This window comes from Shouchella tritolerans (assembly GCF_025770735.1).
Lineage (GTDB): Bacteria > Bacillota > Bacilli > Bacillales > Bacillaceae_D > Shouchella > Shouchella tritolerans.
The window spans coordinates 646,661-670,388 of sequence record NZ_JAODPB010000002.1 but is presented as its reverse complement, the minus strand read 5'-3'; the positions used below and the strand labels follow the sequence as shown (position 1 = coordinate 670,388).

28 protein-coding genes are annotated in these 23,728 nt (G+C 41.9%); 11 read left to right on the top strand and 17 right to left on the bottom strand.

The features are described 5' to 3' along the window. Positions 1-69: 69 nt before the first annotated feature. Positions 70-828, bottom strand: a complete 759-nt coding sequence (locus N6H06_RS09760) for an OmpA family protein (protein ID WP_062746832.1) — start codon at positions 826-828, stop codon at positions 70-72. Beyond that, positions 806-1,612, bottom strand: a complete 807-nt coding sequence (gene motA, locus N6H06_RS09755) for a flagellar motor stator protein MotA (RefSeq protein WP_062746834.1) — start codon at positions 1,610-1,612, stop codon at positions 806-808. Before motA ends, N6H06_RS09760 begins: the two co-directional genes overlap by 23 nt. Positions 1,613-1,794: 182 nt before the next feature. Between motA and N6H06_RS09750 the strand changes: the two genes are divergently transcribed. Further along, positions 1,795-2,649, top strand: coding sequence for a YitT family protein (locus N6H06_RS09750; protein WP_082808257.1), 855 nt, complete (start codon positions 1,795-1,797; stop codon positions 2,647-2,649). A 100-nt stretch (positions 2,650-2,749) separates the two neighbouring features. Here N6H06_RS09750 and N6H06_RS09745 read toward each other — a convergent pair whose 3' ends face one another. Then, positions 2,750-3,436, bottom strand: coding sequence for a GOLPH3/VPS74 family protein (locus N6H06_RS09745; RefSeq protein WP_062746838.1), 687 nt, complete (start codon positions 3,434-3,436; stop codon positions 2,750-2,752). Positions 3,437-3,652: 216 nt separating this feature from the next. On the opposite strand from N6H06_RS09745, the gene N6H06_RS09740 reads away from it, so the two are divergent. Together N6H06_RS09740 and N6H06_RS09735 are read left to right on the top strand one after the other, a co-directional pair. Then, positions 3,653-3,943, top strand: a complete 291-nt coding sequence (locus N6H06_RS09740) for an RNA polymerase alpha subunit C-terminal domain-containing protein (RefSeq protein WP_082808258.1) — start codon at positions 3,653-3,655, stop codon at positions 3,941-3,943. Positions 3,944-4,071: 128 nt separating this feature from the next. Then, on the top strand, positions 4,072-4,668 hold the full coding sequence (locus N6H06_RS09735; protein WP_062746839.1) for a YdeI/OmpD-associated family protein: 597 nt from the start codon (positions 4,072-4,074) through the stop codon (positions 4,666-4,668). Positions 4,669-4,777: 109 nt separating this feature from the next. Here the strand turns inward: N6H06_RS09735 and N6H06_RS09730 are convergent, their stop codons facing one another. Continuing rightward, positions 4,778-5,335 (bottom strand): GNAT family N-acetyltransferase, encoded by a 558-nt coding sequence (locus tag N6H06_RS09730; protein ID WP_263706123.1) that lies wholly within the window; start codon positions 5,333-5,335, stop codon positions 4,778-4,780. Positions 5,336-5,435: 100 nt separating this feature from the next. Further along, positions 5,436-6,707, bottom strand: a complete 1,272-nt coding sequence (locus N6H06_RS09725) for an alpha/beta hydrolase family protein (protein ID WP_263706122.1) — start codon at positions 6,705-6,707, stop codon at positions 5,436-5,438. 99 nt (positions 6,708-6,806) lie between these two features. Between N6H06_RS09725 and N6H06_RS09720 the strand changes: the two genes are divergently transcribed. Beyond that, positions 6,807-7,622 carry a MerR family transcriptional regulator gene (locus N6H06_RS09720; RefSeq protein ID WP_263706120.1) on the top strand — a complete coding sequence of 272 codons (816 nt, stop codon included), beginning with the start codon at positions 6,807-6,809 and terminating at the stop codon, positions 7,620-7,622. 449 nt (positions 7,623-8,071) lie between these two features. Here the strand turns inward: N6H06_RS09720 and N6H06_RS09715 are convergent, their stop codons facing one another. The 3 genes from N6H06_RS09715 to N6H06_RS09705 all read right to left on the bottom strand — a co-directional run bounded on the left by N6H06_RS09715 (position 8,072) and on the right by N6H06_RS09705 (position 9,776). Beyond that, positions 8,072-8,587 carry a HEAT repeat domain-containing protein gene (locus tag N6H06_RS09715; protein WP_263706118.1) on the bottom strand — a complete coding sequence of 172 codons (516 nt, stop codon included), beginning with the start codon at positions 8,585-8,587 and terminating at the stop codon, positions 8,072-8,074. A 421-nt stretch (positions 8,588-9,008) separates the two neighbouring features. Beyond that, positions 9,009-9,464: a PH domain-containing protein gene (locus tag N6H06_RS09710; RefSeq protein WP_212953558.1), complete on the bottom strand. Its 456-nt coding sequence runs from the start codon at positions 9,462-9,464 to the stop codon at positions 9,009-9,011. 48 nt (positions 9,465-9,512) lie between these two features. Beyond that, positions 9,513-9,776 carry an alpha/beta fold hydrolase gene (locus tag N6H06_RS09705; RefSeq protein ID WP_263706117.1) on the bottom strand — a complete coding sequence of 88 codons (264 nt, stop codon included), beginning with the start codon at positions 9,774-9,776 and terminating at the stop codon, positions 9,513-9,515. A 954-nt stretch (positions 9,777-10,730) separates the two neighbouring features. Here N6H06_RS09705 and N6H06_RS09700 point away from each other — a divergent pair. The 3 genes from N6H06_RS09700 to N6H06_RS09690 are packed head-to-tail and all read left to right on the top strand — an operon-like array spanning position 10,731 to position 12,239. Then, positions 10,731-10,970, top strand: a complete 240-nt coding sequence (locus N6H06_RS09700; protein WP_212953552.1) for a hypothetical protein — start codon at positions 10,731-10,733, stop codon at positions 10,968-10,970. 37 nt (positions 10,971-11,007) lie between these two features. After that, positions 11,008-11,664 carry a TetR/AcrR family transcriptional regulator gene (locus N6H06_RS09695; protein ID WP_212953550.1) on the top strand — a complete coding sequence of 219 codons (657 nt, stop codon included), beginning with the start codon at positions 11,008-11,010 and terminating at the stop codon, positions 11,662-11,664. A gap of 53 nt (positions 11,665-11,717) precedes the next feature. Next, positions 11,718-12,239, top strand: coding sequence for a hypothetical protein (locus N6H06_RS09690; protein ID WP_212953548.1), 522 nt, complete (start codon positions 11,718-11,720; stop codon positions 12,237-12,239). Positions 12,240-12,890: 651 nt separating this feature from the next. On the opposite strand, the gene N6H06_RS09685 is transcribed toward N6H06_RS09690, so the two are convergent. The 9 genes from N6H06_RS09685 to N6H06_RS09645 all read right to left on the bottom strand — a co-directional run bounded on the left by N6H06_RS09685 (position 12,891) and on the right by N6H06_RS09645 (position 19,674). Then, complete coding sequence (locus N6H06_RS09685; protein WP_062746850.1) at positions 12,891-13,271, bottom strand: YxlC family protein; 381 nt, start codon at positions 13,269-13,271, stop codon at positions 12,891-12,893. Continuing rightward, a complete protein-coding gene (gene sigY / locus N6H06_RS09680; RefSeq protein ID WP_212953544.1) occupies positions 13,258-13,788 on the bottom strand; it encodes an RNA polymerase sigma factor SigY in 531 nt (176 codons plus the stop codon). The genes N6H06_RS09685 and sigY overlap by 14 nt, the downstream gene beginning before the upstream one ends. Before the next feature lie 58 nt (positions 13,789-13,846). Then, positions 13,847-14,626 carry an ABC transporter permease gene (locus N6H06_RS09675; protein ID WP_263706109.1) on the bottom strand — a complete coding sequence of 260 codons (780 nt, stop codon included), beginning with the start codon at positions 14,624-14,626 and terminating at the stop codon, positions 13,847-13,849. Beyond that, positions 14,623-15,537 carry an ABC transporter ATP-binding protein gene (locus tag N6H06_RS09670; protein ID WP_263706107.1) on the bottom strand — a complete coding sequence of 305 codons (915 nt, stop codon included), beginning with the start codon at positions 15,535-15,537 and terminating at the stop codon, positions 14,623-14,625. Before N6H06_RS09670 ends, N6H06_RS09675 begins: the two co-directional genes overlap by 4 nt. Next, on the bottom strand, positions 15,534-15,740 hold the full coding sequence (locus N6H06_RS09665) for a PLD nuclease N-terminal domain-containing protein (RefSeq protein WP_212953540.1): 207 nt from the start codon (positions 15,738-15,740) through the stop codon (positions 15,534-15,536). The genes N6H06_RS09670 and N6H06_RS09665 overlap by 4 nt, the downstream gene beginning before the upstream one ends. A gap of 337 nt (positions 15,741-16,077) precedes the next feature. Beyond that, positions 16,078-16,641, bottom strand: coding sequence for a hypothetical protein (locus N6H06_RS09660; protein WP_212953538.1), 564 nt, complete (start codon positions 16,639-16,641; stop codon positions 16,078-16,080). 256 nt (positions 16,642-16,897) lie between these two features. Then, the gene (locus N6H06_RS09655; protein ID WP_212953536.1) at positions 16,898-18,109 is read right to left on the bottom strand and encodes an MFS transporter; all 1,212 of its coding nucleotides are present in this window, start codon (positions 18,107-18,109) and stop codon (positions 16,898-16,900) included. Positions 18,110-18,700: 591 nt separating this feature from the next. Continuing rightward, positions 18,701-19,165 carry a DUF4188 domain-containing protein gene (locus N6H06_RS09650; protein ID WP_263706103.1) on the bottom strand — a complete coding sequence of 155 codons (465 nt, stop codon included), beginning with the start codon at positions 19,163-19,165 and terminating at the stop codon, positions 18,701-18,703. Then, a complete protein-coding gene (locus tag N6H06_RS09645) occupies positions 19,162-19,674 on the bottom strand; it encodes a PadR family transcriptional regulator (protein WP_062746863.1) in 513 nt (170 codons plus the stop codon). The genes N6H06_RS09650 and N6H06_RS09645 overlap by 4 nt, the downstream gene beginning before the upstream one ends. Positions 19,675-20,126: 452 nt before the next feature. Here N6H06_RS09645 and N6H06_RS09640 point away from each other — a divergent pair, with 452 nt between their 5' ends. The 4 genes from N6H06_RS09640 to N6H06_RS09625 all read left to right on the top strand — a co-directional run bounded on the left by N6H06_RS09640 (position 20,127) and on the right by N6H06_RS09625 (position 23,559). Beyond that, positions 20,127-20,987, top strand: a complete 861-nt coding sequence (locus tag N6H06_RS09640; protein ID WP_263706101.1) for an AraC family transcriptional regulator — start codon at positions 20,127-20,129, stop codon at positions 20,985-20,987. Between the two features lie 458 nt (positions 20,988-21,445). Beyond that, positions 21,446-22,948, top strand: coding sequence for a sodium-dependent transporter (locus N6H06_RS09635; protein WP_212953534.1), 1,503 nt, complete (start codon positions 21,446-21,448; stop codon positions 22,946-22,948). After that, positions 22,945-23,061, top strand: coding sequence for a methionine/alanine import family NSS transporter small subunit (locus N6H06_RS09630; RefSeq protein ID WP_153020516.1), 117 nt, complete (start codon positions 22,945-22,947; stop codon positions 23,059-23,061). The genes N6H06_RS09635 and N6H06_RS09630 overlap by 4 nt, the downstream gene beginning before the upstream one ends. Positions 23,062-23,223: 162 nt before the next feature. Beyond that, entirely contained in the window at positions 23,224-23,559 is a 336-nt protein-coding gene (locus tag N6H06_RS09625; RefSeq protein WP_062746865.1) for a metal-sulfur cluster assembly factor, read from the top strand. The last annotated feature ends 169 nt before the right edge of the window (positions 23,560-23,728 follow it).

Genomic DNA, 23,728 nt, shown 5'->3' with positions numbered 1-23,728 from the left:
GTTCTTGACAAAGCATGCTGTCAAATGCCACCTAAAAAACGGAGTGGGGCAGGAACCCACTCCGTTTTATTATTCGATTGGTTCCAACGGGAGAACGAGGACTTCAACGCGTCGGTTGGCTTGCCTTCCTTCAGCAGTCTCGTTTGAAGCAATCGGGTGATACTCACCGTAGCCAGCAAATGACAGTTGCGCTGGCTCAAAATGATCGTATTCGAAAAACAGTTTCATGACATTGTAAGCGCGGGCGCTGCTTAATTCCCAGTTCGAATCATATTCATTATTTCCCATCGGCACATCGTCGGTATGGCCAGAAATTTGAATATAGCGCGGTGGGTCAGAAGCAAGCATAGCCGATAGTTGCTCGATTAGTTCGACCGAATCGCTCTTGAGTTCAGCACTACCTGAGGCAAACAATATGCCGTCGTTGATCGTAATTAACAAACCGGAAGCACCAAGTTCTGTTTGCAGCCGATCCGCCAACTGCTTTTCTTCAATATACCCATTTAAGCGTGCCTGAAGCTGTTCCAATTCACTTCGCTCGATTTTTGAGGCTTCACTTAATTCAGAAGGATCGCTTTCAAGAGTATTCCTCGCCTGTTCATCCACATCGTCGAGGGCATTTTGATTGTCAAGAATCCCTTGTCCGCCAAGCGTTTCTGAAAGAACAATTTTGAGTTGATCATACTTCGCTTGATCGATTTGGCCCATCGCAAACAGGACAATAAACAAGGCGACAAGCAAAGTAAGCATATCGGCATAAGGGAGGAGCCATGTTTCGTCTACATGTGTATTACTGTCATGCTGCCTAGGCCTCCGCTTGTGTGACATGTCTTTGTTCTGCTCCTTCTTTGTATGCTTTTTGCTTCTTTTCCTCCATATAAACCGATAAGTATTCTTCAACCGCACGAGGCGAGCTGCCATTGATAATCGCGATCGTTCCTTCGATAATCATGTGTTGATTCAATACTTCAATTTTTGATTTACGCCGTAGTTTATTGGCAAATGGGTGCCAAAGCACATAGCCGAAAAAAATCCCAAGCAGGGTTGCGACAAAAGCAGCCGCAATCGACTCGCCCAACTTGTTAATGTCATCCAAATTGCCAAGTGCAGAAATGAGCCCCAGCACCGCCCCGAGCACACCAAGGCTTGGTGAATAGGTGCCGGCTTGGCTAAAAATCGCCGCTCCTGTCGCATGGCGTTCTTGCATCGCATCAATCCGCTCATGCAATGTATGGCGAATAAAATCAGGGTCCTGGCCATCAATCATCATCCGTGTAGCTTGCTGAAAAAACGGATCGTCTATATCTTCAATCTTGCTTTCAAGGGCAAGCATCCCGTCACGACGTGAAATCGTCGCATACTCTACAAACTTTTCTACAATTTCCTGTTGAGATGTTTCTTTCCGTTCAGACAGCAATACGCCAAACAATTTTGGAACTCGTTTAATGTCCGAAAAGGGAAAGGCGATTAAAACAGCTGCAATCGTACCAATTATGATGATGACAATAGCGGCGGGATTCAGAAGCACGTCTAAGCTAGAGCCTTTTAAAATGACCCCAAATATGACTGTACTTATTCCTAAAAGAATGCCGATAAATGATGTCTTGTCCATGTGAGTCTCCTTTTAAATCTGTCCTTACTACTTAATTCGGACAAAGAAGCCAATGCTTGAAGCACTCTTCGCAATTTCGTCAATCTGTCACTCTTTTAAGCCGAAAGTCTCATTTTACAATTGGGTCCTTTTGCATAAAAAATTCATTTTTGTCCATAGTAATTAGAATGGAGGGACTGCCTATGCCAGCTTCACAGCAACTCAGCTTTCGTATATTCACTGTTATTGCAGGGGCCATTTTAGCTGCTATAGCAATTGAATGGTTCCTACTACCAAACAGTATTATCGATGGGGGCATTATCGGCATTTCGTTGATTTTAAATGCGATTACGTCTTTTAATTTCGGCATTCTCGTCCTTTTTTTAAACGTCCCGTTTTTGTATTTTGGATTCCTCTACCTCGGCAAGCGTTTTTTAATCTATTCTTTAACCGGAAACATTATCCTTGCTGTATCGGAAGCACTTTTGCATCATTGGCATTTAGAACCTCTTACAACTACGCCATTGCTGGCAACCATATTTGGGGGACTGCTATTAGGACTCGGCGTCGGGTTGGTCATTCGAAGCGGCGGCGCACTGGACGGCACAGAAGTGTTAGGATTATTGTTGACTCGTAAAATTCCCTTTACAGTCGGTGAATGCGTACTCGTTTTTAACGTAGTCGTTTTCGCATGGGCAGCCTTCGTGTATGGCTTCGAAAATGCCATGTACTCTATTCTTACCTACTACGTAGCCGCCAAAACGATCGACGCAGTTGTAGAAGGTCCCGATCAAACGAAAGCGGTTATGATTGTCTCGGACCACTATGAACAGCTTACTGAAGCAATTACGGCGAAGCTGGGCAAAGGCGTAACACGGCTAAAAGGGCAGGGGGGCTACCAAGGAAAAGAAAAAGACATCTTATATGTGGTGGTAGGAAGACTGGAGATCATGCAGCTAAAAAATACGATCTATGAACATGACCGAAATGCCTTTTTCACTATTATCGACGCTCATGAATCAAGAGGAGCTGCATTCAAAGGAAAGGAAGACCATTAAAAAAAGCGCCCGTATAACAGCGCGCCTCAGACTGTAGAAAAACGTACCTACGTTTTCTACAGTCTAATTGTTTTACAGATTTCAGGCGACAGCTTCTTCTTTACGAAGAGCTAGAGGAACTTGATGTGACCACTACCGTAGTCGTCGCTACAATCATTGCCGCCTCCATGGCATCAATCGTCTTTTTGACTTCAGTAGAGACAGGCAAGTCTTTGCTGATCCGCTTCAACTGCGCGGCTGCCTCCCGTGCTTCAGCTCGTTTTTTAAAGATAAGAGGCAAAAGCTTGCTCGTATGCAAAAATGCAAGCAACACTGCGTATCGTTCTTCTTCTCGGTCGAGGGGCTCTTGGCTCCCGATTTTATCTAGCACCGCCCGAAATAAACGATAGGCGTGGACGTGTAAGTCGTTTCGTTCTAAATGGTATTCATAACTTGGAAAGAGGCCAAGAATACGTGTTTTACGAACCGTTAGCTGGTCCTTTTCCTCAAGCAATGTTGCCACGTCTTGATGAGTGCGGGAAGAAGAGAGGCCTTGCACCCAATAATTGAGAGCGCGGGGCTTTTTCTCTTTCATGCGTGCAAGTGTTTGCCTAAGCAATGGATCATTCGTATCTTCATTAACAATGACTGCTTTCTTACGTTGCAATTCAATATTGCCATTGATCATCAATTCAGCCAGTAGCGCGCCATTAAGCGCATAAGGTAGAGCCGTTGTTGCTCGGTAATAAGGCTTCGCTGTTTGCGGATTAATCGCTAATAGGAATAATTGCTCAGCAATAAAAGGCAAGGCCCATCACTCCTTTTTTTCATCTATATACTGTTTTACGAATTGATGTTAAAAAAGTTTCACCCCGCTCGCCAAGACTAGATAAAAGGCACACAGAAGACAACAAAACCAAAATCAACTGAGATTGTTATTGGTAGTATGCATGACTTGAAAAAAATTATAAGATTAGAGTAGTAAAGTTTAAAAAGCAATGATGCTTAGAAAAGGGAGGAAGAGATGACTACTTCAAAAGAACGAAAAACGTGCAATAAAGGGCATAACTATTATAAAAGTACAGATCGTCCAAGCTGTCCAACATGCCAACGAGAAAGTAAACCAAGTAGTGGGTTCCTTTCAAAGCTTTCATCTCCCGCTAGAAATGCATTGATACATGAGGGAATAACGACATTAGAACAGCTATCAAACTTTAGTGAAAAGGAAATTTTAAAGATTCATGGAATAGGACCAGCTTCCTTGCCAACTCTTAGCGCTTCATTGGAAGAAAAACAACTCTCATTTAAACGTTAAATTGTATTTAAATTTCTGAACCTGCAAGTGTATGTTGAACTTCAAAAAAGTGGCGTGAGAAGGTTTCCATAGCTTCTTACATACTAATGATGTCGCCAAAACAGATAGAGAAGGAGTTGTATCCCTCAATGACAAATAACAGCATGAATCCCAAGGTTGATGAATTTTTAACGAACGCTAAAAAGTGGAAGGAAGAATATAAGAAGTTAAGAGATATTATTCTTGACTGTGACCTGACTGAAGAATTTAAGTGGATGCACCCTTGCTATACATTTGAAAATAAAAACATCGTATTAATACATGGATTTAAAGACTACTGTGCGGTTCTCTTTCATAAAGGTGCCTTGTTAAAGGATGCCCATGGGATGCTCATCCAACAAACAGAGAACGTTCAGGCAGCCCGCCAAATTCGCTTTACAAATGTTCAGGAAATTATTGAAAGGGAGCCGATTTTAAAAGACTATATATATGAAGCAATTGAAGTAGAAAAAGCCGGATTAAAAGTAAAAAACGATAAAGACAATACCAACTTGATCATTCCAGAAGAGCTTCAAAGTAAATTCGCAGAAATCCCCGCTTTGAAAACAGCTTTCGACGCATTGACGCCAGGAAGGCAACGAGCATACATTCTTTATTTTTCAGGAGCCAAACAACCAAAAACACGAGAAGCAAGGGTTGAAAAGTACGTCCAGAAAATTCTAGATGGATTAGGATTGAAGGATTAGTAAAAGTTACCAGAAGCAGGTGAAATAGGTTAATTAGCCATTCTGCTTCTGATAACTTTTAGAACCGCCGCTGGGCGTTTAGCTACTGGTTTATTCCATGAATGTATATCTAACAACTGCCAGTTATAAATTTAGGCCTGTAAAGCAAACTGAAAAGAACCCCAGTAAATTGCTTTAATAAAAATATATATTCTTCAATAGTAACATTGCTTCCAAGAATCAATACTTCGTATATCTGCCCGTATTCTATAATTTTGAAACTTGCATTTTGAAATCCATTTTTCAGATAAAAATGCTTGCGCTTAAGTCGTTGTTCATTATTGTCCGCTACTTCATCAATTGCTTCAATATTTAATATGATACGATTGTCTGCATATTTTTGTTTGATCTCAGATAGTATGAACGTTCCGTAACCTTTTGATCGGAATTCTGACGAAATGGCCAAATATAGCACAAAGGTCAGGTTTTTATCTGATATGAGATAGGCGAATCCAATAAACACATCATCATCGTAGAAGGCAATATAATCAACGAATTTTTTTCGGGATCTCCATAATAAAAACCATAGCGGGATTCGTTCATTTTCTGGAAAGGATGTTTTGTATAAATTTTCAATTTTATAAAACTCTTTAAAGTGTTTTGTTATTGTCTCTGTCCTCATACTCATAAAGTGCCTCCTTAGATTGGTCAAACAAAAGGTTTAAGAAAAACTAAAAGGTCTAATGCTTTGAATAATTAGGTCTTTATATGGTAAAAGCTAAAGATTATTACTTTTTTCGAGACAGTTTTCCAAAATCTTTAATCGTAGTTGTCAGATAGTCTAAGTCAGGAGTATAGTGGTCACCGTTATATTCATACAGGGTTACATCTGCTCCTTCCTTTTTAAACTTGTTATAGGCGTTCAACGTATTATAATGGGGGACAATATCATCGTTCTTACCTGAATGGAGCATGATTTTTGCTTTAGGAATCCAACCGTCAATAAGGCTTAGTTGTTCAATGGCATTAAGCAATTTCTCGTTATCACCACTCATGATGCTTTCTTGTAGAAACGGTAAGTTTATAAACTCGCTTACTTTACTGGAAGGTGGATTAAGCGCATCTAAAGAATTCTGGACTTCATATTTATATATCTTATCTAAAGGTACATTGATGTTACTGAATTTTAGCAAACTATATAATGTCCAACTATAAATACCAGCATTTTCACCCAAATCGTCGTCTTCAAGCTCAAAAGTATTGCTTTCGAGCATAGATGGCATGTCATATGGTCCAGCTAATGCAGAGGTAGCAATAAGGTTAAATTCTTTAGGATATTTTTGCTCAATGTCCTTATGAGTTGCTAAAGCAGCTCCTCCTCCTTCAGACCACCCCGTTAAAAATAATTTGCTGTCCGTCTTCACTTCTAATACTGTTGTTAGTTCTTTAGTTGCTCTAATCATATCTACTGAATAGTTTGCCAATTCATTCGGAATATTATATGGGTGATCTAAATCCTTGGAAACATTATAACCGGCATAGTCTGGGGCACTCACAACATATCCTTCTGATGCGAAAGTCAGAATCATCATTCTTGTCTCCCCAAAATCAGCGTCAGGCTGAGCCGCCTGTCCGTTGAATAAGGAAGGTACATCGTTTGAACCTTCGCCACCGGGCATTGGAATCGGTAGCATTGTACCATGATGGTATTGCAAGAGAGATGGTTTTTCTTTACCTTTAGGAATCGTTACAAGACCTGATAATACAACCGGTTTTCCATTTTGGACGGACTCGTAAGTAATAGAATATAAAGATACATCATAATCCAAAAGCTGCCCGATATTCTTTTCAGGATTCAACTCATTGATTTCTTCTGTAGTTAAATCATTTACTTTTTCGTAGCTTACCAATGCACCTCTTTCTTCTTCTTTTGAGATAGATTGGTTTTGCGGTGTTGCTGTTGGCTCTGTCACAGTGTTTATTCCCTGAGTACTAGCAAGAAGGCTTAATCCAACAAGCAGTGCGGATGCGATCAATGTAGCAAGTAATACTTTTTTCATGGTTGCTGATCTCCTTTTATAAAGGCATTGAATATGCCTCTTTATCGTTTATAATTAAACTATATAGTCTATACCAGGTATAGAGTAAAGGGGATTTTTATGAAAAACATTTTTTCCATTGGAGAAACTGCAAAAATAAATAATGTCTCAATTCAGGCATTAAGACATTATGACAAAATAGGATTATTAAAACCCTCTTATGTTAACGAGGAGAGTGGGTATCGCTACTACACTCTTGACCAGTTCATCTATCTTGACATCATTAAATATGCCAAAATGTTCGGTATTCCTTTGAAAGAAGTCAGAGATACCCTTAGTTCCGGCGATATGCAAGAAATCTCAATAAAGATTAGAGCTTATCGAGATATGTTAGAAAAACAAATAGAGACACTATCCAGTGTTAATAAAAGATTTACGAAAGTAACAAAACTCATTGAGTATGGGTTAGAAGCTGTACAGCAGCAAGAACCCTATCAAAGATGGATTAATAAAAGACGTATAATTAAATTAAAAGATCAAGGCGAAGTATTTAATTTTGAGTTGAATAGCAGAAAGATTGAGATGGACATGCTTCAATCTAATTTGGAATTTGACTTTGAAAGTGGTTTTTTCATTGATATTCCGCTTTTCCTTAATCTTGGCAAAGAATCTTTTATATCTGCATATATGAGGGTAACGGGTGGAGATGAGCTAAAACACTTTATACCCGAAAATGAATACGTCTTAAGCCATATTCCAGAAGGGAAATATGTTTGTCTTACTTACAATGAACATAATAAGATGGAAAGAATAAAAAAAATGCAGGATTACCTTAACCGAAATAATGTGAGAGATACTACAGTTATTCTTGTAACTGAACTTTACGATAATTTCGATAGCCAGTCTCATGAAATTCAAGTATATTTACAGCCTTAAGCGTTATAAAACAAAAGAAAACGTGATCGGTTTCTTTTGTTTAGCTAACAGGGCAAGTATTAGGGAACTGTGTGCAACAGTTCCTTTTTTATAATTTGGTTTCTGTTGGGTGACGTTCGAAATAATTAAGATAAGTGATTAGTGCTGGCAATGAAATGAATTAATTTTTCTCGTCTCGAAAACTGAAGTAAACTTGTGATTCGAGACCATATTTCTTTTTACTTCAATTGGTTCCTGTAATGTATATTATGTAAACTAAAAGAAACAATCAAAAACAACGTATCGAAGCAGATATATATCACGCCTAGTCTCTCCCGGCTGCTTTCCCCCTCTTCCGGATGGCATCCGAGTACACGTCCGATTGACAAGAACAGCGAGCATTTTCAACACATTATCCAATCTCCACACATAACGTTGTACCAAAGATGCCCGCGTCTTTAAAAATTATTTTAGTCAGCTTCTTTCAGTTGCCATGCGATCACTTTCCCAACTGCTTCAGCCGCGGCAAATGGGGTTACTTCATTCGTCGGCTGTTCCTGCTCAGCTTTCAAACATCCGATCATATCCGGATCCAACAGAGAAGGATCGAGCCAGGATATGGCCCAACAAGCCCAGAATTTCATTAAACCCACTGACTTCTTGGCTGTTTCTTCCAATAATGGTAGACTGTCAGATCCGATGCGCATCAACGAGAGAGCTGCAGCCATCCTTGTCTCCTCAGAGCTTGTTTGCATCAGCTCGATCAGTTTCGGCACCGCCTCTCCTGCGTCTGGACCTAACTCTCCGAGAACGGCGCATGCAATGTCACGCAACATCGGATCCTCACCATGAAGCGCATCTATCAATAGTGGCAAAGCGGCTTTACCAGACCGCCTCACTTCTTTCAGCCCCGCAGCTACCTGGTTAATTTCACTGGAATTGGCGATCTTTCTAAGCGATAGAGATACTTCCTCGTTCTTGTCCATAGAGACACCATCCTTTTGTATTACGTATTCCGTCTCAAAATTGCAATAACATCATCATCGAGAATACAGCAGTGAGCGATGGGTTATACCCTTGACCTTCCGGAGTTTAGTGAAATAGGTGATTTATTACTTTATATTGCTCTCAGAATAGTAACTTACTAATTTATTCAGACATATTATTTTTTCATAATGGATTTTCCCATTCCTTCACTTTGCTCGAAAAACCCGAGGAGAACCTGCTTTCTACTATTCATATCATATGAATTGCAAAGGCTTCCAACGTACATCCCTCTACTGGCTTTCTGATATGCGTATTTCTACTCGCTCTAATAACCCAGATGCCGGATTTTCTTCGTTTGTATAGAGTCATTTCCCTATCTTCTTTTACTTCTACATTGCCTCTCCAACTTCCCTCTTCACTTTAAAATTCACTAATCTGTGCATTTGGACACCGTTTTCTCAACTCGGCAATAAATTCCATTTTACCCTTTGGTAATATTTTTATCGTTCTAGAAGCATTGGATGTTTTGTAACGCAATTCAATTCCCTTATCAGACGAGGAAATTTGATAACCGGTGAATCGAGCGGTCGTTGGGACGACTTTTATTATGTTTGGGTACAATATTTTACGTTTAAATGGACCTGCTTTGATTAGTAGATGTTCCTTCGTCAAAACAAATTTAATGGAGGTTATGTACAACAAGAGAAGGCTAACTGTAACAATAAACATCGCAACCGAAATGAAAAAAATAAGGGATGAAGACACCTCTCCGAGAATAAAAGTGAGAGGAAGAACAGCAATCGCGACCATTGCGCCTACCAATAAAAATATAAATATACTCATAGGAAGAATCGCTATTTTCGCATGAAAAACCATTATTTACTCACATCCTTGTTAAAGTATATGTATGCGCCACTGCCAATTTCATTTAAACGTAAAAAGCTCCATCATCTTGTAACAATAGACATCAGGACATTCGGCATGGGGCGTATGCCCGCAATTGTTAATCACCACTTTATGACCGTTTGCAATTTTACTATAAGCTTCCACATGTTTATCGCATGTGACTGGATCCGCTTTCCCTATGACAAGCAAGGAATCGAAAGACTGGGAAACAAGGAGACGATCGATTGAAAGATCACTCCCTCTTTCGTAAACGCTCAAGATGAATGTCCGTTCGGTCCTCAAACTCCTCCCATTCTTCATCTGTATATGCCGAATAATCTATTTACCCGGTAAATATCCTCTTTATGTTCCCCTAGCTCCTCTCCTAGGTGTAAATACGAATCGAATAAGCGCTTACTTGATAAATTGCTGACTGGCTAGGTTTAGACATTCCTTGGATTTCTGTTCGGCTCCTAGCTTTAAAAAGACAGAAGCTACTCTGCGCAACAAACTTTTTGCTGTTCATGCAAAGTCAAAGGTTGGACTTCAAAAACACCTTTTGTGATAGAGTTTGGATATACTGAGGCATAAAGCATGTATCCTATATGTATTCATGAATGTGGCTCCTTCTTAGCACCGTTATACTTAATCATAAGATAATCCATTAGACCCGTCCACCCTTTGCCTAATCGGCAATCTATTTTGGCCAGTTTAGGAGCGCGGCCAAACCTTATGATTATTTACATGTATTCTGCTGTATGCTGGGCGTATCTAAATAGGCAACCTTCAATTTCGGATAATTTCCCACTTTCCTACATCCACCTAAAGAGGGTACTTCTATCTTACAGCAACTCATACACAGCTGAAATTCAACCCCTGTGTATTACCTACTCTGTACAACCACACGCGCGAGATGTCGAACTCACCCCACACCGACGTAATAGTGTCCATGCGGCGGGACTAATTGAGACATAGAGCGCTTACTGATTCAACTGCTTCCACAATGCCTTGTTGCTGTACCGTTTGTCCGAACTAATCTCCGCACCGAACCATGTCGGAAGCTCGAACAAATTCACTTCTACCACGCTTGAAAATTCCCCCTCGACCACCATGAGCGACAGATGCCTGTACCGATCAATCTCAAACTTCATGCCTGAAGACTTCATGCGCTGCATGGTAGTAGTTAAAGATGAGGCAGCTCACCGGTGCGAAAACAATAGTCAACTCCCCTCCCCTTCGAAACAGGAGAAAAGTTTTATGATGACTGTGAGTTGTCTTGTGTTCCAGTTTTACGTAGCGGACATTAACCATATTCGAGCCGTCTATAACATTTTACCAATTTATTTTGACTTTGCCGGTTTTTTAGTGTCGATTTCGCTTTTAGCAACAGCACGAAGAAGCGGCATCAACAAGCCGAGTTTCGGTATATATACTTTCACGTTTGAGCGATCCGGGCAATTTGACATACTTCCAAATGATGTCTATAATTTTCATTGACATGAATGTCAATGAAAAAATGAAAAGAGGGTTACTTTTGTCGCCGCGTACGAAGGAACAAAATGAAGAAATTCGCAGACAACGAAAACGGGAAATATTGCAGGCAGCCTTGGTTGTGTATGCAGAAAAAGGATATTCCGCTACCGAAATTGGTGATGTTGCCAAACAAGCCGGTTTAGCACGCGGATTGGTGTATCATTATTTCGAGAACAAGCAAGCTTTGTTCCGTGAACTGTATGAGCATATGATGAACAAGACCCAACAAACGACAGTTTCTCATTTTAGGCAAAAAGGATCTGTATTTGAATTGTTCAGTGAGTATGCACGGTTCGTGTGCAGACAAGTTTTGGAAGAACCGGCGGTATCCCGTTTTTACACGCGCATTAGCCTGGATATCCAATACCTGTATACCGAAGATGATCAGTTCTCTTCTTTCGAATGGGTGAAGACATTCATCCAACCGATAACATCGGCCATGGAGAAGGGCATGCAGCAAGGAACGATTCGTCAAGGGAGTGCAAGCTTGATGGCCATGCAATTCTGGGGAGCGGTATCCCAAGGGATGCACTATCTGGATCAACTGAAGCAGGAATTGCACAGGAAAGAATTGTCCAAAACAGAGATCAAAGAGCAGCTCATGGAAGTCTTGGAGCAAGGGATTGAAACAGCATTAGCGGTCATTAAACCAGAGTAATTTTTTTTATTTTTTATATTGACATTCGTGTAAATCAAAAAAAGAGGTGTTATATGACATTAGTGACGATGAATCAGGCGGATTTTGATTCGATGAGCGACGAAAGGCTCGGATGGGCGTGCGTGGAGCAGGCGCTCTTAAGCATTCGTGGGAAAGATGGGGCAACCAAGAAGCAGGTTATTTCCAGTTTGAACAGGAGTCAGCAGGCATTATGTATGTTTAGGGTATTTTATGATCATGCCAAGGATTCGGCAAGTGAATATTACTCTTGGGTATCTTATTTGCTTCAGACGTCTGGATATTGGCAAGGTGTCATTGGTGGGTTGCGTTATTTTGGTGACGAGAACATGATACTGCTGCTCGAAGATACGAAACAGATGATTGAAGAGCGGAACCACAAGCTCAATATTCCAATGACATCTGCTTCCTTTAAAGATTTAGAGCAAGATCGTGAGCTGTCCAAAGCCATTGAGCGTTTATATGGAAAGTTTCTGGAGATTGTACCGGATAGCTTGAACCGAATCAGTATGTTTATCCGATCGAATCCCCGTGATTTTGTCACGATTGAAGGATAAATCTGGGCGATTTCAACCTATTAAGCCAAGCTGTGTCATAGGCACAGCTTGGCTTAATAAAACGACTGTCAAATTGTCCAGAAACTGTAACGCCTCACCGACCACATAAAGCGACCTTTTTGCCGTCGCAATATCGTACTATACCGAAAGCTACCCGCGGGTGTATCATGCATGAAAATGCATGGAGGTATCGTCATGAGCTTACTGTCTTTTCTAGCGTATTGTGTCATAGCCATGAGGAATATGCAATGGGCGTCACGCTACGCGGCGTACAGTAGTACAACCTGGACGATTTTGAACTTAGTTCAGGCGATTTACAATGATCAGGACGAAGCGATCTGTAGCGAGTTGCTCGTGGCCCTCGCGGATCACTTCCAAAACAATGCTCATTAAGGCCGAAACTGTACCGAGAAAGTGAACTCTTCCTGCTACCATCCTATTGCCTTCTCCATAGCCTGCTGGGCAACCGTTTTGCAAAAATCAAATAAAGCAAAGTCGCCGTAGGAAAATTCAGCAGACCAATCATTCCCCATAACCAGTAATTATGGCCGTGTCGCCGGGCGTTGATAAATAGAATCGTACTTTGCGTAAATAAAATGGCGGCTAAGATTACCCATAGATAGAAAGGAACGTCAGAAGGAGGCATGTTCGTCATGAAGGTTTGTTCACCTCTTTTTTCGTCGTAAAATATACGATGAACGGCAGTATGACAACAGCGGTCCCTTGCAAGATCAGAAAGACCGTTGGCGAATGAAAGTAGGTTGTCGTCCAAAACGCTAAAATAACGAGGGCGAGCCCCCACAATCCTACTAGCTCCTTAAGCAGCTTTTTCCTGCTATTGGCTTTTGTTTCCTTTACTTGCTGCAGGAAAAAAGAAAGGTCTGGCTCATCCACTGAATCGAGCTGATCAAGACGTTCTAAACCCGAACGCAGCTCCATAATCGTCTGTTTGTCGGTTAGCTGTGCTGATGGTCTTCCGTTTTCCCCCTTCGGTTCCAGATCCAATTTGTTCTGCTTCTTATCCTTCGTCATTCACGTTCAACTCCTTCCTTAACAGACCTAATGCGTGATGAACCCTTGACTTCACAGTTCCTTCTGGTATGCCTAACATCTTGCCTATTTCTTCATACCTATAGCTGTAATAGTGCTTCAAAATCAAGGGCAGACGATACCCTTCTGATAATTTCCCTAACCCATCTACAACATCCATCCATTCAAGCTGACGGTGGGCAAATTCCCACTTCAACTGGTGCAAAGGCGTTTCTGTATCTGCCATTAGCTCCTCTCTGTTCTGCTTGCGGCCCATATCAATATATAAGTTAGAGGCGATGGAAATCAACCATGTTGAAAACTTAGAACGGCCTTTATAAAGATGAATTTTTTCGATCGCCTTGGTCATGGTTTCCTGTGTTAAGTCATCGGCCAATGATGGTTTTAATGTAATCTTTAACGCATATCTTCTCAAAAACGAATAATTCTCGTGCAGGAGAGTAGCTAGCGCCACTTGGTCTCCCTTTTGGGCTTTACGAATAAGTGCGGTTTCGTCCATACATGTCTCCTTAAACAAGGCAGGTCGTTCTTTTCTATCATGCTCATTGATACTGAAGCTAGTCAACAAGCTCTTTGTGTGTAAAAATGGCGATTGCTCCAAGTTGCAAGCCGATGATCCCGAATAGAGTGGACAACAGAACAGGTGTATAATCAGCCAAACCCTCTCCTTCCAACAGAACCAATGTGGCGTGATTGGCCAGCTGTGCAGGACTCCATGAGAACCAGGCCGGAAATGACGATGACAGCAGGCTGATGAGAAGGATGGTAGCTAAGGCACAGAAGGCTGCTGCGCCTGTTTGTTTAAGAATGGTGCTATAAAACAAAACAATGGTCATAACAAACGTTAACCACAATCCAAAATGAAGAAAACTGCTGAACCAACGTTCAAGCGAAACGGCATCGAATAAAAGGTTTGTGTAATACATCGCTAAGCCGTAACCGAGACCAAGTGACACCCATGAAAAGCAAGTAATCGCCGCCCATTTGGCCGTGAGATAAGAAAAGTAAGGCACTGGCTTCAGTAAAATGATCGCCGCTACTCCGCTACGACGTTCAGCTGATACGATCCCCATCAACGCCAACGTCAAGACAAGGACGCCGAGCAATCCGAAATCAGATAACGTTTGTGCGAGCACCTCAGTTCCTGTTGGCGTAGGAATGTCGATGACGGCCCCTTCTGGCAATCCGCCGAAGTCCTCTAAGATTTGTGGCATAAAGTAGGTGGAGAGCGGCGTCGAACTTCCTAGTAACAGAAACACAATAGGAACCCATATCCACTTATAATTCCTCCATAGTTCTACTTGTTCTTTTTGAAACAAAACGAGCCATTGCTTCATTTTTGCACCACCTTTAAAAATAAATCTTCAAGAGACATTTTAGCTACTTCGAATTTCGTTAACCGAATCTGCTGCAAAGCAAAAGCGTGCAAGAGGAAGGGCACCGCCAACTCAATATCCTCTACCAATACTCTGTAACTATCGTCTTCTGAGACAAAGTCAACAATACGTTTCTGTTCCCGCCAGTTCTTGAGCTGATGGGTCAAGTCATCCTTGGCTTCGATTATGATTGCCGCATCTTGCCATTCTTGCTGAAGCGAGTTAAGCGTCCCCCCATATTTTAGCTGGCCTTGATCAATAATGAGCACTTCGTCACTTACTTCCTCCGCGTCATGCAGGACATGGGTTGAGAAAAGAACTGTTGCTTCCTCCTTTAGTGTTTGCATCAGCTGGAGCATTTCCCGGCGTCCGACTGGATCGAGAGCAGATACCGGTTCATCTAGCATGACCAGCTTAGGCTGGTGAATCAGAGCTTGGGCAATGCCGAGACGTTGCTTCATACCACCTGAATATTGGACAATACGCTGATGAGCTGCTTCGGCCAGCCCCACCTTGTCCAGTAATTCTTGCGTTCTACGCTTCGCTTCCCCTCTCGGCAAATGAGCGAGTTGCCCGACATAGAGAAGAAATTCAAAACCGGTCATCCAATCGCAAAAAACGGGAAACTGAGGCAAATAGCCGATATGGGCGTGAATGTCGCCCTTTCCGTGTGCTGATTGTTGGTGGAACTGTATGGTTCCTGATGTAGGTTTGACTAATCCTGATAACATCTTTAATGTAGTCGTTTTGCCAGCCCCATTCACACCTAATAAAGCGATGCAGGAATGCGGCTCCAGCTCGAAAGTAAGATTGTCCACTGCAGGGTACTCGGCATATGTCTTCGTTAATTGCCGTACAGATACGAAACTCATCGCTGGCTCCCCCTACCGAAGATCAAGTACATTACCGGACCAATAAAGCTAACAAACAAAATCAGCGGAATCCAAAACGGGTGCGCGCCTTTCGTCTTTGCTTGTTTCCCATAATCGATGAGCGCGACGATGACCAAAATTAAATTCAAAATGATTATGGGCGCAAGCAGCCCCCAAGGAACATCATTAAAATCCGTATTCATCCTATCCTTCCCCTTTAACTGTAAATTCAAGTTCACAAATAAGACGGACCAGATGACAAAATCGTTCATGAGAAAATTAAAAAACGCGAGATTCCTATCATCTCGCGTTCATAGGGCCGTTTGCTTCTTTTTAACAGTCACTGAAGCTTTGCCTTGTAGATTTTATAGTAGTGGCTTTTCTGTGATTAATTTGGTACGTGAAATTATAAATAGGACTAATATGAATCGCAAATTAAAGTAGTTTCAATCAAACTAATTTGCAGAAAACATCAGCATATAAAGATGAGAAGGTGCATATGATTGCGCCTTCTCATCTTTTGCTTCTCTGCTCTTGCTGTCATTTCGCAAAGACCATTGCGCCGCCAGAACCAATCACCATAAATTTATTACCCGACGGAGCAAAGCCACATTTTATCCAGCCATCCAAACGGGGAATGTCTAACATTGTCGCATTCAGCAAGTATTCATGCCCTTGAACAAACACATGGTCGATGATGACAGATGCTCGTGGCCACCAAGGATAAATCACCTCTAAACTCCATCCTTCAACCGTTAAATGGACTCCATCTCCCGCTTCTATGCCAAAGAGATCAATCTCTTCCCCAGAATCTGGAATGATAAATTTCAATCCCCTGTCTATGATATTGTTTTCAGTTCTGTCGGTGTCCCTGTCCCTTAGAATTCTCTCACCAGTCATTGCATGATTGATGCTATAACCTGAGCTTGTTAAGAGGATGATATTTTCGTTTGAGTCCCAGCCTGCTGCTATTACTCCAGAGGCAGACAGTACAGCCTGCTGCCTCCACGGCAAAGGAGGCGCTTTGGGGACCATCTTTTGTGCTTTCTCCAATAATGCCAATTCGTAGCTTGTTCTTATTTCTTGCTTTTTGTTTTTAAACATTCAACTGCCACTCCGTACAAGTTTTATGGGTATCACTAATGTTTGCTTACCACTCAGCCCACCAAGATGATGCAGAGGAGATAAGTATGTATCATCATCATGCTTCCAGCTGGCCAGTTTTGCCCCACTTAGCTTTTTTATTCCTTCTAACTTGTGGAGAATTTTTGAACCACATTAGATGATTTTCAGCAATCAGAATGAAGCGAACGTGGCGATTTACTGGTGGCGCTTATCCCCACTCATTTTTTCTAGTCTGTTACACGGCCGAGCCTGGCGACCGTTCCGTTTGCTTGCGCATCCAGCGCAGACTAAGGATCCAGCCGCCTAAAGCGATCAGGCTGCCTACCAGGAACGGGGAGTTGATTTGAACATCAAACAAGGCTCCGGCAAGGATCGGCCCGAAGATGTTCCCGAGACTCGTGTAGGAAGCATTCAACCCAGCGACAAGCCCTTGTTCGTTGCCGGCAATTCTGGAAAAATAAGTGCTAATCGCCGGGCGTACAAAATCAACCGCCAAAAAAACAAGCGTTACCGATACAACCATCATCCAATATTGGGCCGAAAAGATCGTCGCAACCATAAAAACAGCCATCACCAGCAAGCAATAGACCGTCAGCTTCTTCTCCCCGATCCAATTGATTAGCCGCCCGAAGAGCGTCAGCTGCATCACTGCGCCGACGATCGCGCCGATCATGATTAACCACGCAATTTCATTGGGCGTATAGCTGTACTTATGGTCAACAAAAAGTCCTAACACTGTCTCAAATTGGGACAATCCGAGCGACGTGATCAAGATGATTAACAGCCCTGTAAAATAAGGGGTGCGGTAAGATTTGGCAAGCTGTGCGAGTTGGGACTCTTTTCGGTCCATGCGTGCCTCTGGGGCAGGCAACTTGTTCTTATCCAGCGACTCTGGCAAAATGCTCATCGAAACGACAGCGGATAAGGCAGCTGCTCCAGCAGCGGCAAAGAAAGGCACTCGCATACCGTACTCGACTAAAAAACCACCGATCGCCGGACCGATGATAAAGCCTGTCGAAATCGCCGCATTAATCCAGCCCATTCCCATTCCCCGATCCTCTTCTGTCGTAATATCAACGACGTAGGCCATGACGGCGGGCATAATAAAGGCGACAGATACACCGCCAAGCAGTCTTGAGATAAACAGCAACACCGCATTCGTAGCGAGGCCAAAAAGCAGCTCGGATACAGCAAAAAGCAGCAGACCGGCGACAATGATCCACTTCCGCCCATAACGATCGGACCAACTGCCTGCATAAGGAGCCACCAGAAATTGAGTTAATGAAAAGACTGCCACCAGCAGGCCGACGATCGTCCCAGAGATGCCAAGAACGTTCATATACGTCGGCATAATCGGAATAACCAAGCCGACGCCTACAAATCCTATAAATATATTAAACATGAGCAATAAAATAGCCCCTCTGTTTCTTGTTGCCAATGCCTTCATCCTACAAATTCCTCCGAATTCTTCTCTTATGACTATCTATCATTTATTCTATATGATTACTATCTACGGAGCTTATTTCTAAAAGCCGCTTTCATCAGTTGTTCTGGATCGCTTTTCAGCTTTAAAATCGGCGTCTTATTTGACTGTTTGTTTAATGGCAGAATTGACCTTTCACTCAAGGGCAAATAATCCTCAATCATACATTTCGTCATCAATACCCTATCCGTCATTGATCCGAGATTAACGCTTGCGTGAAGACTTCATTAATATTTTGAAAATGGATTTTTTGATTCTGAAAAGAATAAAACATTATTCATGAAAATAATGTTATTTTTCCTTGCCAGGCGAACTACGTTGGCTTGCCAACGATAAAATTCATCACTTTGCATGGCAATAGGTTCTTCAAAAAAGTGTGATAGCTCGAATCATTTTTTGTACATGAGATGGTGATCATTTTATTTTTCCTTTCTAGTCCCTCATACTCCGTCTCTGTACAATATACCATATCTTTCTGCAAACGATTAATGTGTATGCCTCCTACACTCAATTATTCCATAGCCCTAAACACCTTCTTAAACGTGGTCGAGTATGCTATACGTTCTTTAATCGGTTTTTCATAGTGGAATGCATGTCTGTTGCATAGGAAGAACATGCAGCAGCCAGCCCTCTCGGTTTATTCATACTGACATAAATAGATTCATAGCTTCCTGCTTTTACGATATACGTTTCATGGAAAAAACCAACTCCTTTTGAGTTTGCGGCTTTTTTATAAAAACGGGTCCAAGCTTTCATATGTGTTTTTCCATGGGCAAAATCATGTAGATTCTCGATGTTGTCCCAATATTGGGTAATCACTATGTTCCTACCACTCCACCCTGCTTCATAATGAAGAAAACCAGTGTCTTTTTTGCTGGAAAGTTCTTTTAGCATCGGTGGCATGGCACTAAAAACGGGTCCCCATGCCTTGATATTCCACCACTGCTGAATTTTCATACCAACGATAAAAATCACTACATCTTGGTTATTTGGAGCACTAACTCGTTTCGCTTTTGTCATCTCAGTTTCTCCTTTGTTTTTTTGCACCACTGCAGTTCGGCTTCAGCTACTTCTTTTCCATAATCTAACGTATATAACCAAAATTCAGCGCCAGGATGAGTGCTTAACTGTTTTTCCATTTGTTCGTAAACTTTCATTTTCCCTTGTAACAACCGTTCATGTTCACAAATGTGGTCAAATGCTTGCTCCCGGTTCATTTCGTTTCCGAAAAACAATTTTACGAGCAGTTCATTTTTATGAAGCCCAGTATCGTAAATAGGGGCCGCCAGCCAATTATGAAGTTTATGCTTACCCGCTTCCGTTATCTCATATTCCTTCCGATCCCCCTCTCCTCCGATTTGAATAACGTACCCGTCTTTGACCAATGTTTTAAGTGCGGGATAAATTTGTCCATAACTCATTTTCCAAAAATGCTCAAAACTATTATCGATGACCTTTTTTATTTCGTATCCCGTCCTACATCCTCCCGACAATATGCCGAGCACAATCCATTTAGCCTCTGTTTTCATCTCATCCTCCAGATATATCTTTTAGATATATCTAAAAGATATATAGACATGAACTATTTGTCAACAGTGTCTTTTAAGTAAATAATTAACGAAAAAGCAGCGCTGAATTTCAGTCTTAGCAAGATCGTATTTAAACACTCCAATCTTTATAAAATCGGGGTATTTCAGACCCTTTCTGTAACGTTAACGCGATTGCATTTAGGCCTTTTTGTCCCATTGAACTCTGTCATGATTGGAGTATATCCTGTTTCGTTTCAACTGTTTTTGATCTCCCCCTTTTCGCATGATAAAGTTTTATCATGCCCATCTACATAGCTACATCTTCTCCCTACAAATGATGGCATGCTTTTCCTAAATCATTTGGAGCGAAAACCCTGTCACCATTGAGCACAGATAAACAGGAAATGGCTAACTCCTTGTTGGTAGACTGAGTTTAGGAAGGAGAACACACGATGGAAAGCCTTCAAAGAATGCTTGATAGCATTGAGTATATAGAAAGCCATTTAGACAACGAGCTTTTGCTTGACGAAATTGCTGCGATTGCTTGTATGTCTAGATTTCACTTTCAACGGATGTTCCATATGTTAACTGGTTATACCGTAACTGAATATATTCGGAATCGCCGTCTTACTGTAGCTGCACAAGAACTAGTTCATTCCAAATCTAAAGTAATCGATGTGGCAATGAAGTATGGGTACGAAAGTCCAGAATCTTTTACGAAGGCATTTCGGCGAATACACGGTATTCCTCCATCAGACGCTAAGAAACATCGTCATTCCTTGAAGGCTTACCCAAAGATCTCTTTTCAAATTCAGTTAAAGGGTGATGTAGAAATGGATTACAAGATTGTCGAGAAAGACGCGTTTACCGTGGTAGGGAAAAGCATTCGTACAACGACAATGGGCGGAGAGAACAACCAAAAGATTGCAGCTTTCTGGAATGAATCAAACCAGAATGGATTGTCAAAACAACTTGCCAAAAATTGCGGTCCTCTTGGATTGCTTGGTATTTGCATTGATTTTGACAAACAGCAAGAAAATTTAACCTACTTAATCGCTGCAGAAAAGAATAGTGAACAAATCCCTGTTGATTGGGAGGCCAGACAGGTTCCTGCAGCAACTTGGGCTATTTTTCCGGTACACGGTGCAATGCCTCATGCAATGCCAAAGATATGGGAGCGAATCTTTTCTGAATGGTTTCCGGCAACGGGATATGAACACTCAGGTGGACCAGAAATGGAAGTATACGTAAGTGATGCTAATCCTTATTCAAAGGATTATTACAGCGAGATATGGGTTCCAATAAAAAAATGATAAATAAAAAAGCGCATGACAACCTTTGTTATGCGCTTTTTGCTATTGCCCTTTAGTATAAGTAGCAACGTGGCTGCCCTCTGACACAGGTAGGATCTTTTTAATGGCTCTTCCCTCTATAGTCTACAACCACTCCATTTACTCTATCTATAAATTGGGAAAAAAATATGTTAAAACCATCCTATGTTTCATAAACGCCACGGCCAGTTAGTATGATTGAATATGGACGTCATTCCTTGATGCCATTCATGAAAGCGATTACAAAAAAAGAGGAGGTCAGCTAAATGCACTGATGACATCGCAAATCCCTCCCCCATTTGCTAGATAATTTGGGAAATCAAAACCCTTTATTTTGATTTTTTTCAGAAAATATCTTTTCAAATTAAGACAGAAGCGGTAGACTTTTGGAGAAAGAATGTTTTTTAAACATTTCATCATTTATAGAAGGAGGAGTACACTTGGCTCGAGAACAATGGGGAACAAGAGCCGGCTTTATTATGGCCGCTATTGGGTCCGCAGTTGGGTTGGGAAATATATGGCGTTTCCCTTACGTAGCTTATGACAATGGAGGGGGCGCGTTTTTTCTCGCATATTTGTTTGCCATGCTTACAGCTGGGATCCCACTTTTATTAATGGAATTTTCAATTGGTCAAAAATTTAGAGGATCTTCCCCGCTTTCCTTTGCACGCCTCCACAAAAAGACGGAGTGGCTTGGTTGGTGGCAAGTTGCGATTTCTTTTGTTGTGGCGACGTATTATTCGGTTATCATCGCTTGGGCTCTGTCCTATATGGTGTTTTCATTTAATCAAAGTTGGGGTAGTGACACCCAAGGTTTCTTTTTAGGAGACTACCTTGAAGCGACTGAAGCAGGTGTCCTTGGTGGATTGAATGGCAATGTGTTGATTCCGCTTGTCGTTGTTTGGGCGGGCGTGTTTATCATCATGTTAGCTGGTGTAAAAAAAGGCATTGAATGGGCAAACCGCATTTTTATTCCTTTACTTGTTGCCATGTTTTTAGCAATTGTTGTACGTGCCCTTACATTAGATGGTGCCGTTGATGGATTGGATGTCTTTTTCCGGCCTGATTGGCAAGCATTAGGTCAGCCTGGTGTTTGGGTAGCCGCCTATGGGCATATTTTCTTTAGCTTATCTATCGGATTCGCCATTATGATTACTTATGCAAGCTATTTGCCGAAGAAAGAAGATTTAAACAACAGTGCGTTTATTACTGCATTCAGCAACGGGAGCTTTGAGCTACTTGCAGGGATCGGCATTTTTGCGACACTTGGTTTCATGGCTGGCAATCTCGGCGTTCCTGTGGCAGAAGTAGCCACTAGCGGCATTGGTCTGGCCTTTATCGCCATCCCCGAAATCATTAATACAATGCCAGGATTCAACGGTTTGTTCGGCGTCTTGTTTTTTGGCTGTCTTGTGCTGGCTGGTATTTCGTCTTTAATATCCATTACAGAAACGTATATAGCTGGCGTGCAAGACAAATTTAAAGTATCACGAACAAAATCGGTTATCATTGGCGGCGGCTTGTCAGCGATTATTTCATTGTTGTATGCGACGCGCGGAGGCATTAACGTGTTAGATGCCGTCGATAACTTCATTAATCAGTTCGGCATCGCTTTTGCCGGTCTTGTGTCTGTCATTATTGTTGCGTGGATTTTACGCAAGCTCGATTTCTTGCAAGCGCATATGAATGAAGTGTCTGATTTCCGGATTGGCTCATGGTGGAAATTTAGCTTAATGTTTATTACTCCTCTCGTCCTTGGCGCAAATATTGTTCTCTCGTTGATTAGTAACATTCGCGCGCCTTACGAAGATATGCCCCTTTCTTTCTTGGCTATTTCAGGCTGGGGCGTTGCCGGAGCGGCATTCGTTGTTGGCCTTTTACTTAGCCTGATTAAATGGCCTTATGGCAAATTGGAAGCCTATAAGAAGGAGGATGGACAATGAGTGGAAGCGCAATTGTCATGATGATTATTGGTATGGTTATCCTATGGGGCGGCATGGCGACAAGCATTACCTATGCCTACATTGTCTCCAAACGTCGCAAAAAAACAAACTAGCTCATATATGAGGAAGACGGCACAAGAGACGCGCCGTCTTTTTTGGTTTTCCGCGGTCAATAAAGAAGGATAACTTGGACAGACTAGGCCCATAAGCAGATTGCTGGTATCATTCACTATCTATCTGTACAATTAGAAGAAACATCTATCGGAGGTGAGCTTATGCCTACAGAAGAAGAACGAAACGAAACGAAAGAACGGGTAATGGCGCAACTAGAAGAAGTGATTGACCCTGAACTTGGCATTGACATTGTCAATCTCGGCCTCGTTTATGGCGTCGAACTTGACGATGAGTTGAACGTTACCGTAGAAATGACGCTGACGACCATGGGTTGTCCACTAGCAGGAACGATTCAAGCGGATGTGAAGCGCGCGCTTGCAGAATTACAAGAACTTGGGGAGATTGGAAAGGTTGATGTGAATATCGTTTGGAGCCCACCCTGGTCAAAAGATAGAATGTCACGTTATGCCAAAATTGCCCTCGGCCTTCCTGATTAAACCGTACTGCTTGCCTGTTTTACGAGTACTTTTACGCTTAAAAAGAAAGGCATGGCTTTTGCAGGGCGAAATAAGGCCCACGTTATGTGACAACAATTAAAAAAGAATAAAGTCTTTGCAATAAAGATTGCCTTAAACCGCCATTTGCTGCAAACTAACATTGTATCCA

What these genes read in the sequence shown, in the direction of transcription:
- N6H06_RS09760 (WP_062746832.1), bottom strand. Translation starts at nt 828, where the DNA reads ATGTCACACAAGCGGAGGCCTAGGCAGCATGACAGTAATACACATGTA.
- motA (WP_062746834.1), bottom strand. Translation starts at nt 1,612, where the DNA reads ATGGACAAGACATCATTTATCGGCATTCTTTTAGGAATAAGTACAGTC.
- N6H06_RS09750 (WP_082808257.1), top strand. Translation starts at nt 1,795, where the DNA reads ATGCCAGCTTCACAGCAACTCAGCTTTCGTATATTCACTGTTATTGCA.
- N6H06_RS09740 (WP_082808258.1), top strand. Translation starts at nt 3,653, where the DNA reads ATGACTACTTCAAAAGAACGAAAAACGTGCAATAAAGGGCATAACTAT.
- N6H06_RS09735 (WP_062746839.1), top strand. Translation starts at nt 4,072, where the DNA reads ATGACAAATAACAGCATGAATCCCAAGGTTGATGAATTTTTAACGAAC.
- N6H06_RS09730 (WP_263706123.1), bottom strand. Translation starts at nt 5,335, where the DNA reads ATGAGTATGAGGACAGAGACAATAACAAAACACTTTAAAGAGTTTTAT.
- N6H06_RS09725 (WP_263706122.1), bottom strand. Translation starts at nt 6,707, where the DNA reads ATGAAAAAAGTATTACTTGCTACATTGATCGCATCCGCACTGCTTGTT.
- N6H06_RS09720 (WP_263706120.1), top strand. Translation starts at nt 6,807, where the DNA reads ATGAAAAACATTTTTTCCATTGGAGAAACTGCAAAAATAAATAATGTC.
- N6H06_RS09715 (WP_263706118.1), bottom strand. Translation starts at nt 8,587, where the DNA reads ATGGACAAGAACGAGGAAGTATCTCTATCGCTTAGAAAGATCGCCAAT.
- N6H06_RS09710 (WP_212953558.1), bottom strand. Translation starts at nt 9,464, where the DNA reads ATGGTTTTTCATGCGAAAATAGCGATTCTTCCTATGAGTATATTTATA.
- N6H06_RS09700 (WP_212953552.1), top strand. Translation starts at nt 10,731, where the DNA reads ATGATGACTGTGAGTTGTCTTGTGTTCCAGTTTTACGTAGCGGACATT.
- N6H06_RS09690 (WP_212953548.1), top strand. Translation starts at nt 11,718, where the DNA reads ATGACATTAGTGACGATGAATCAGGCGGATTTTGATTCGATGAGCGAC.
- N6H06_RS09685 (WP_062746850.1), bottom strand. Translation starts at nt 13,271, where the DNA reads ATGACGAAGGATAAGAAGCAGAACAAATTGGATCTGGAACCGAAGGGG.
- sigY (WP_212953544.1), bottom strand. Translation starts at nt 13,788, where the DNA reads ATGGACGAAACCGCACTTATTCGTAAAGCCCAAAAGGGAGACCAAGTG.
- N6H06_RS09675 (WP_263706109.1), bottom strand. Translation starts at nt 14,626, where the DNA reads ATGAAGCAATGGCTCGTTTTGTTTCAAAAAGAACAAGTAGAACTATGG.
- N6H06_RS09670 (WP_263706107.1), bottom strand. Translation starts at nt 15,537, where the DNA reads ATGAGTTTCGTATCTGTACGGCAATTAACGAAGACATATGCCGAGTAC.
- N6H06_RS09665 (WP_212953540.1), bottom strand. Translation starts at nt 15,740, where the DNA reads ATGAATACGGATTTTAATGATGTTCCTTGGGGGCTGCTTGCGCCCATA.
- N6H06_RS09660 (WP_212953538.1), bottom strand. Translation starts at nt 16,641, where the DNA reads ATGTTTAAAAACAAAAAGCAAGAAATAAGAACAAGCTACGAATTGGCA.
- N6H06_RS09655 (WP_212953536.1), bottom strand. Translation starts at nt 18,109, where the DNA reads ATGAAGGCATTGGCAACAAGAAACAGAGGGGCTATTTTATTGCTCATG.
- N6H06_RS09650 (WP_263706103.1), bottom strand. Translation starts at nt 19,165, where the DNA reads ATGACAAAAGCGAAACGAGTTAGTGCTCCAAATAACCAAGATGTAGTG.
- N6H06_RS09645 (WP_062746863.1), bottom strand. Translation starts at nt 19,674, where the DNA reads ATGAAAACAGAGGCTAAATGGATTGTGCTCGGCATATTGTCGGGAGGA.
- N6H06_RS09640 (WP_263706101.1), top strand. Translation starts at nt 20,127, where the DNA reads ATGGAAAGCCTTCAAAGAATGCTTGATAGCATTGAGTATATAGAAAGC.
- N6H06_RS09630 (WP_153020516.1), top strand. Translation starts at nt 22,945, where the DNA reads ATGAGTGGAAGCGCAATTGTCATGATGATTATTGGTATGGTTATCCTA.
- N6H06_RS09625 (WP_062746865.1), top strand. Translation starts at nt 23,224, where the DNA reads ATGCCTACAGAAGAAGAACGAAACGAAACGAAAGAACGGGTAATGGCG.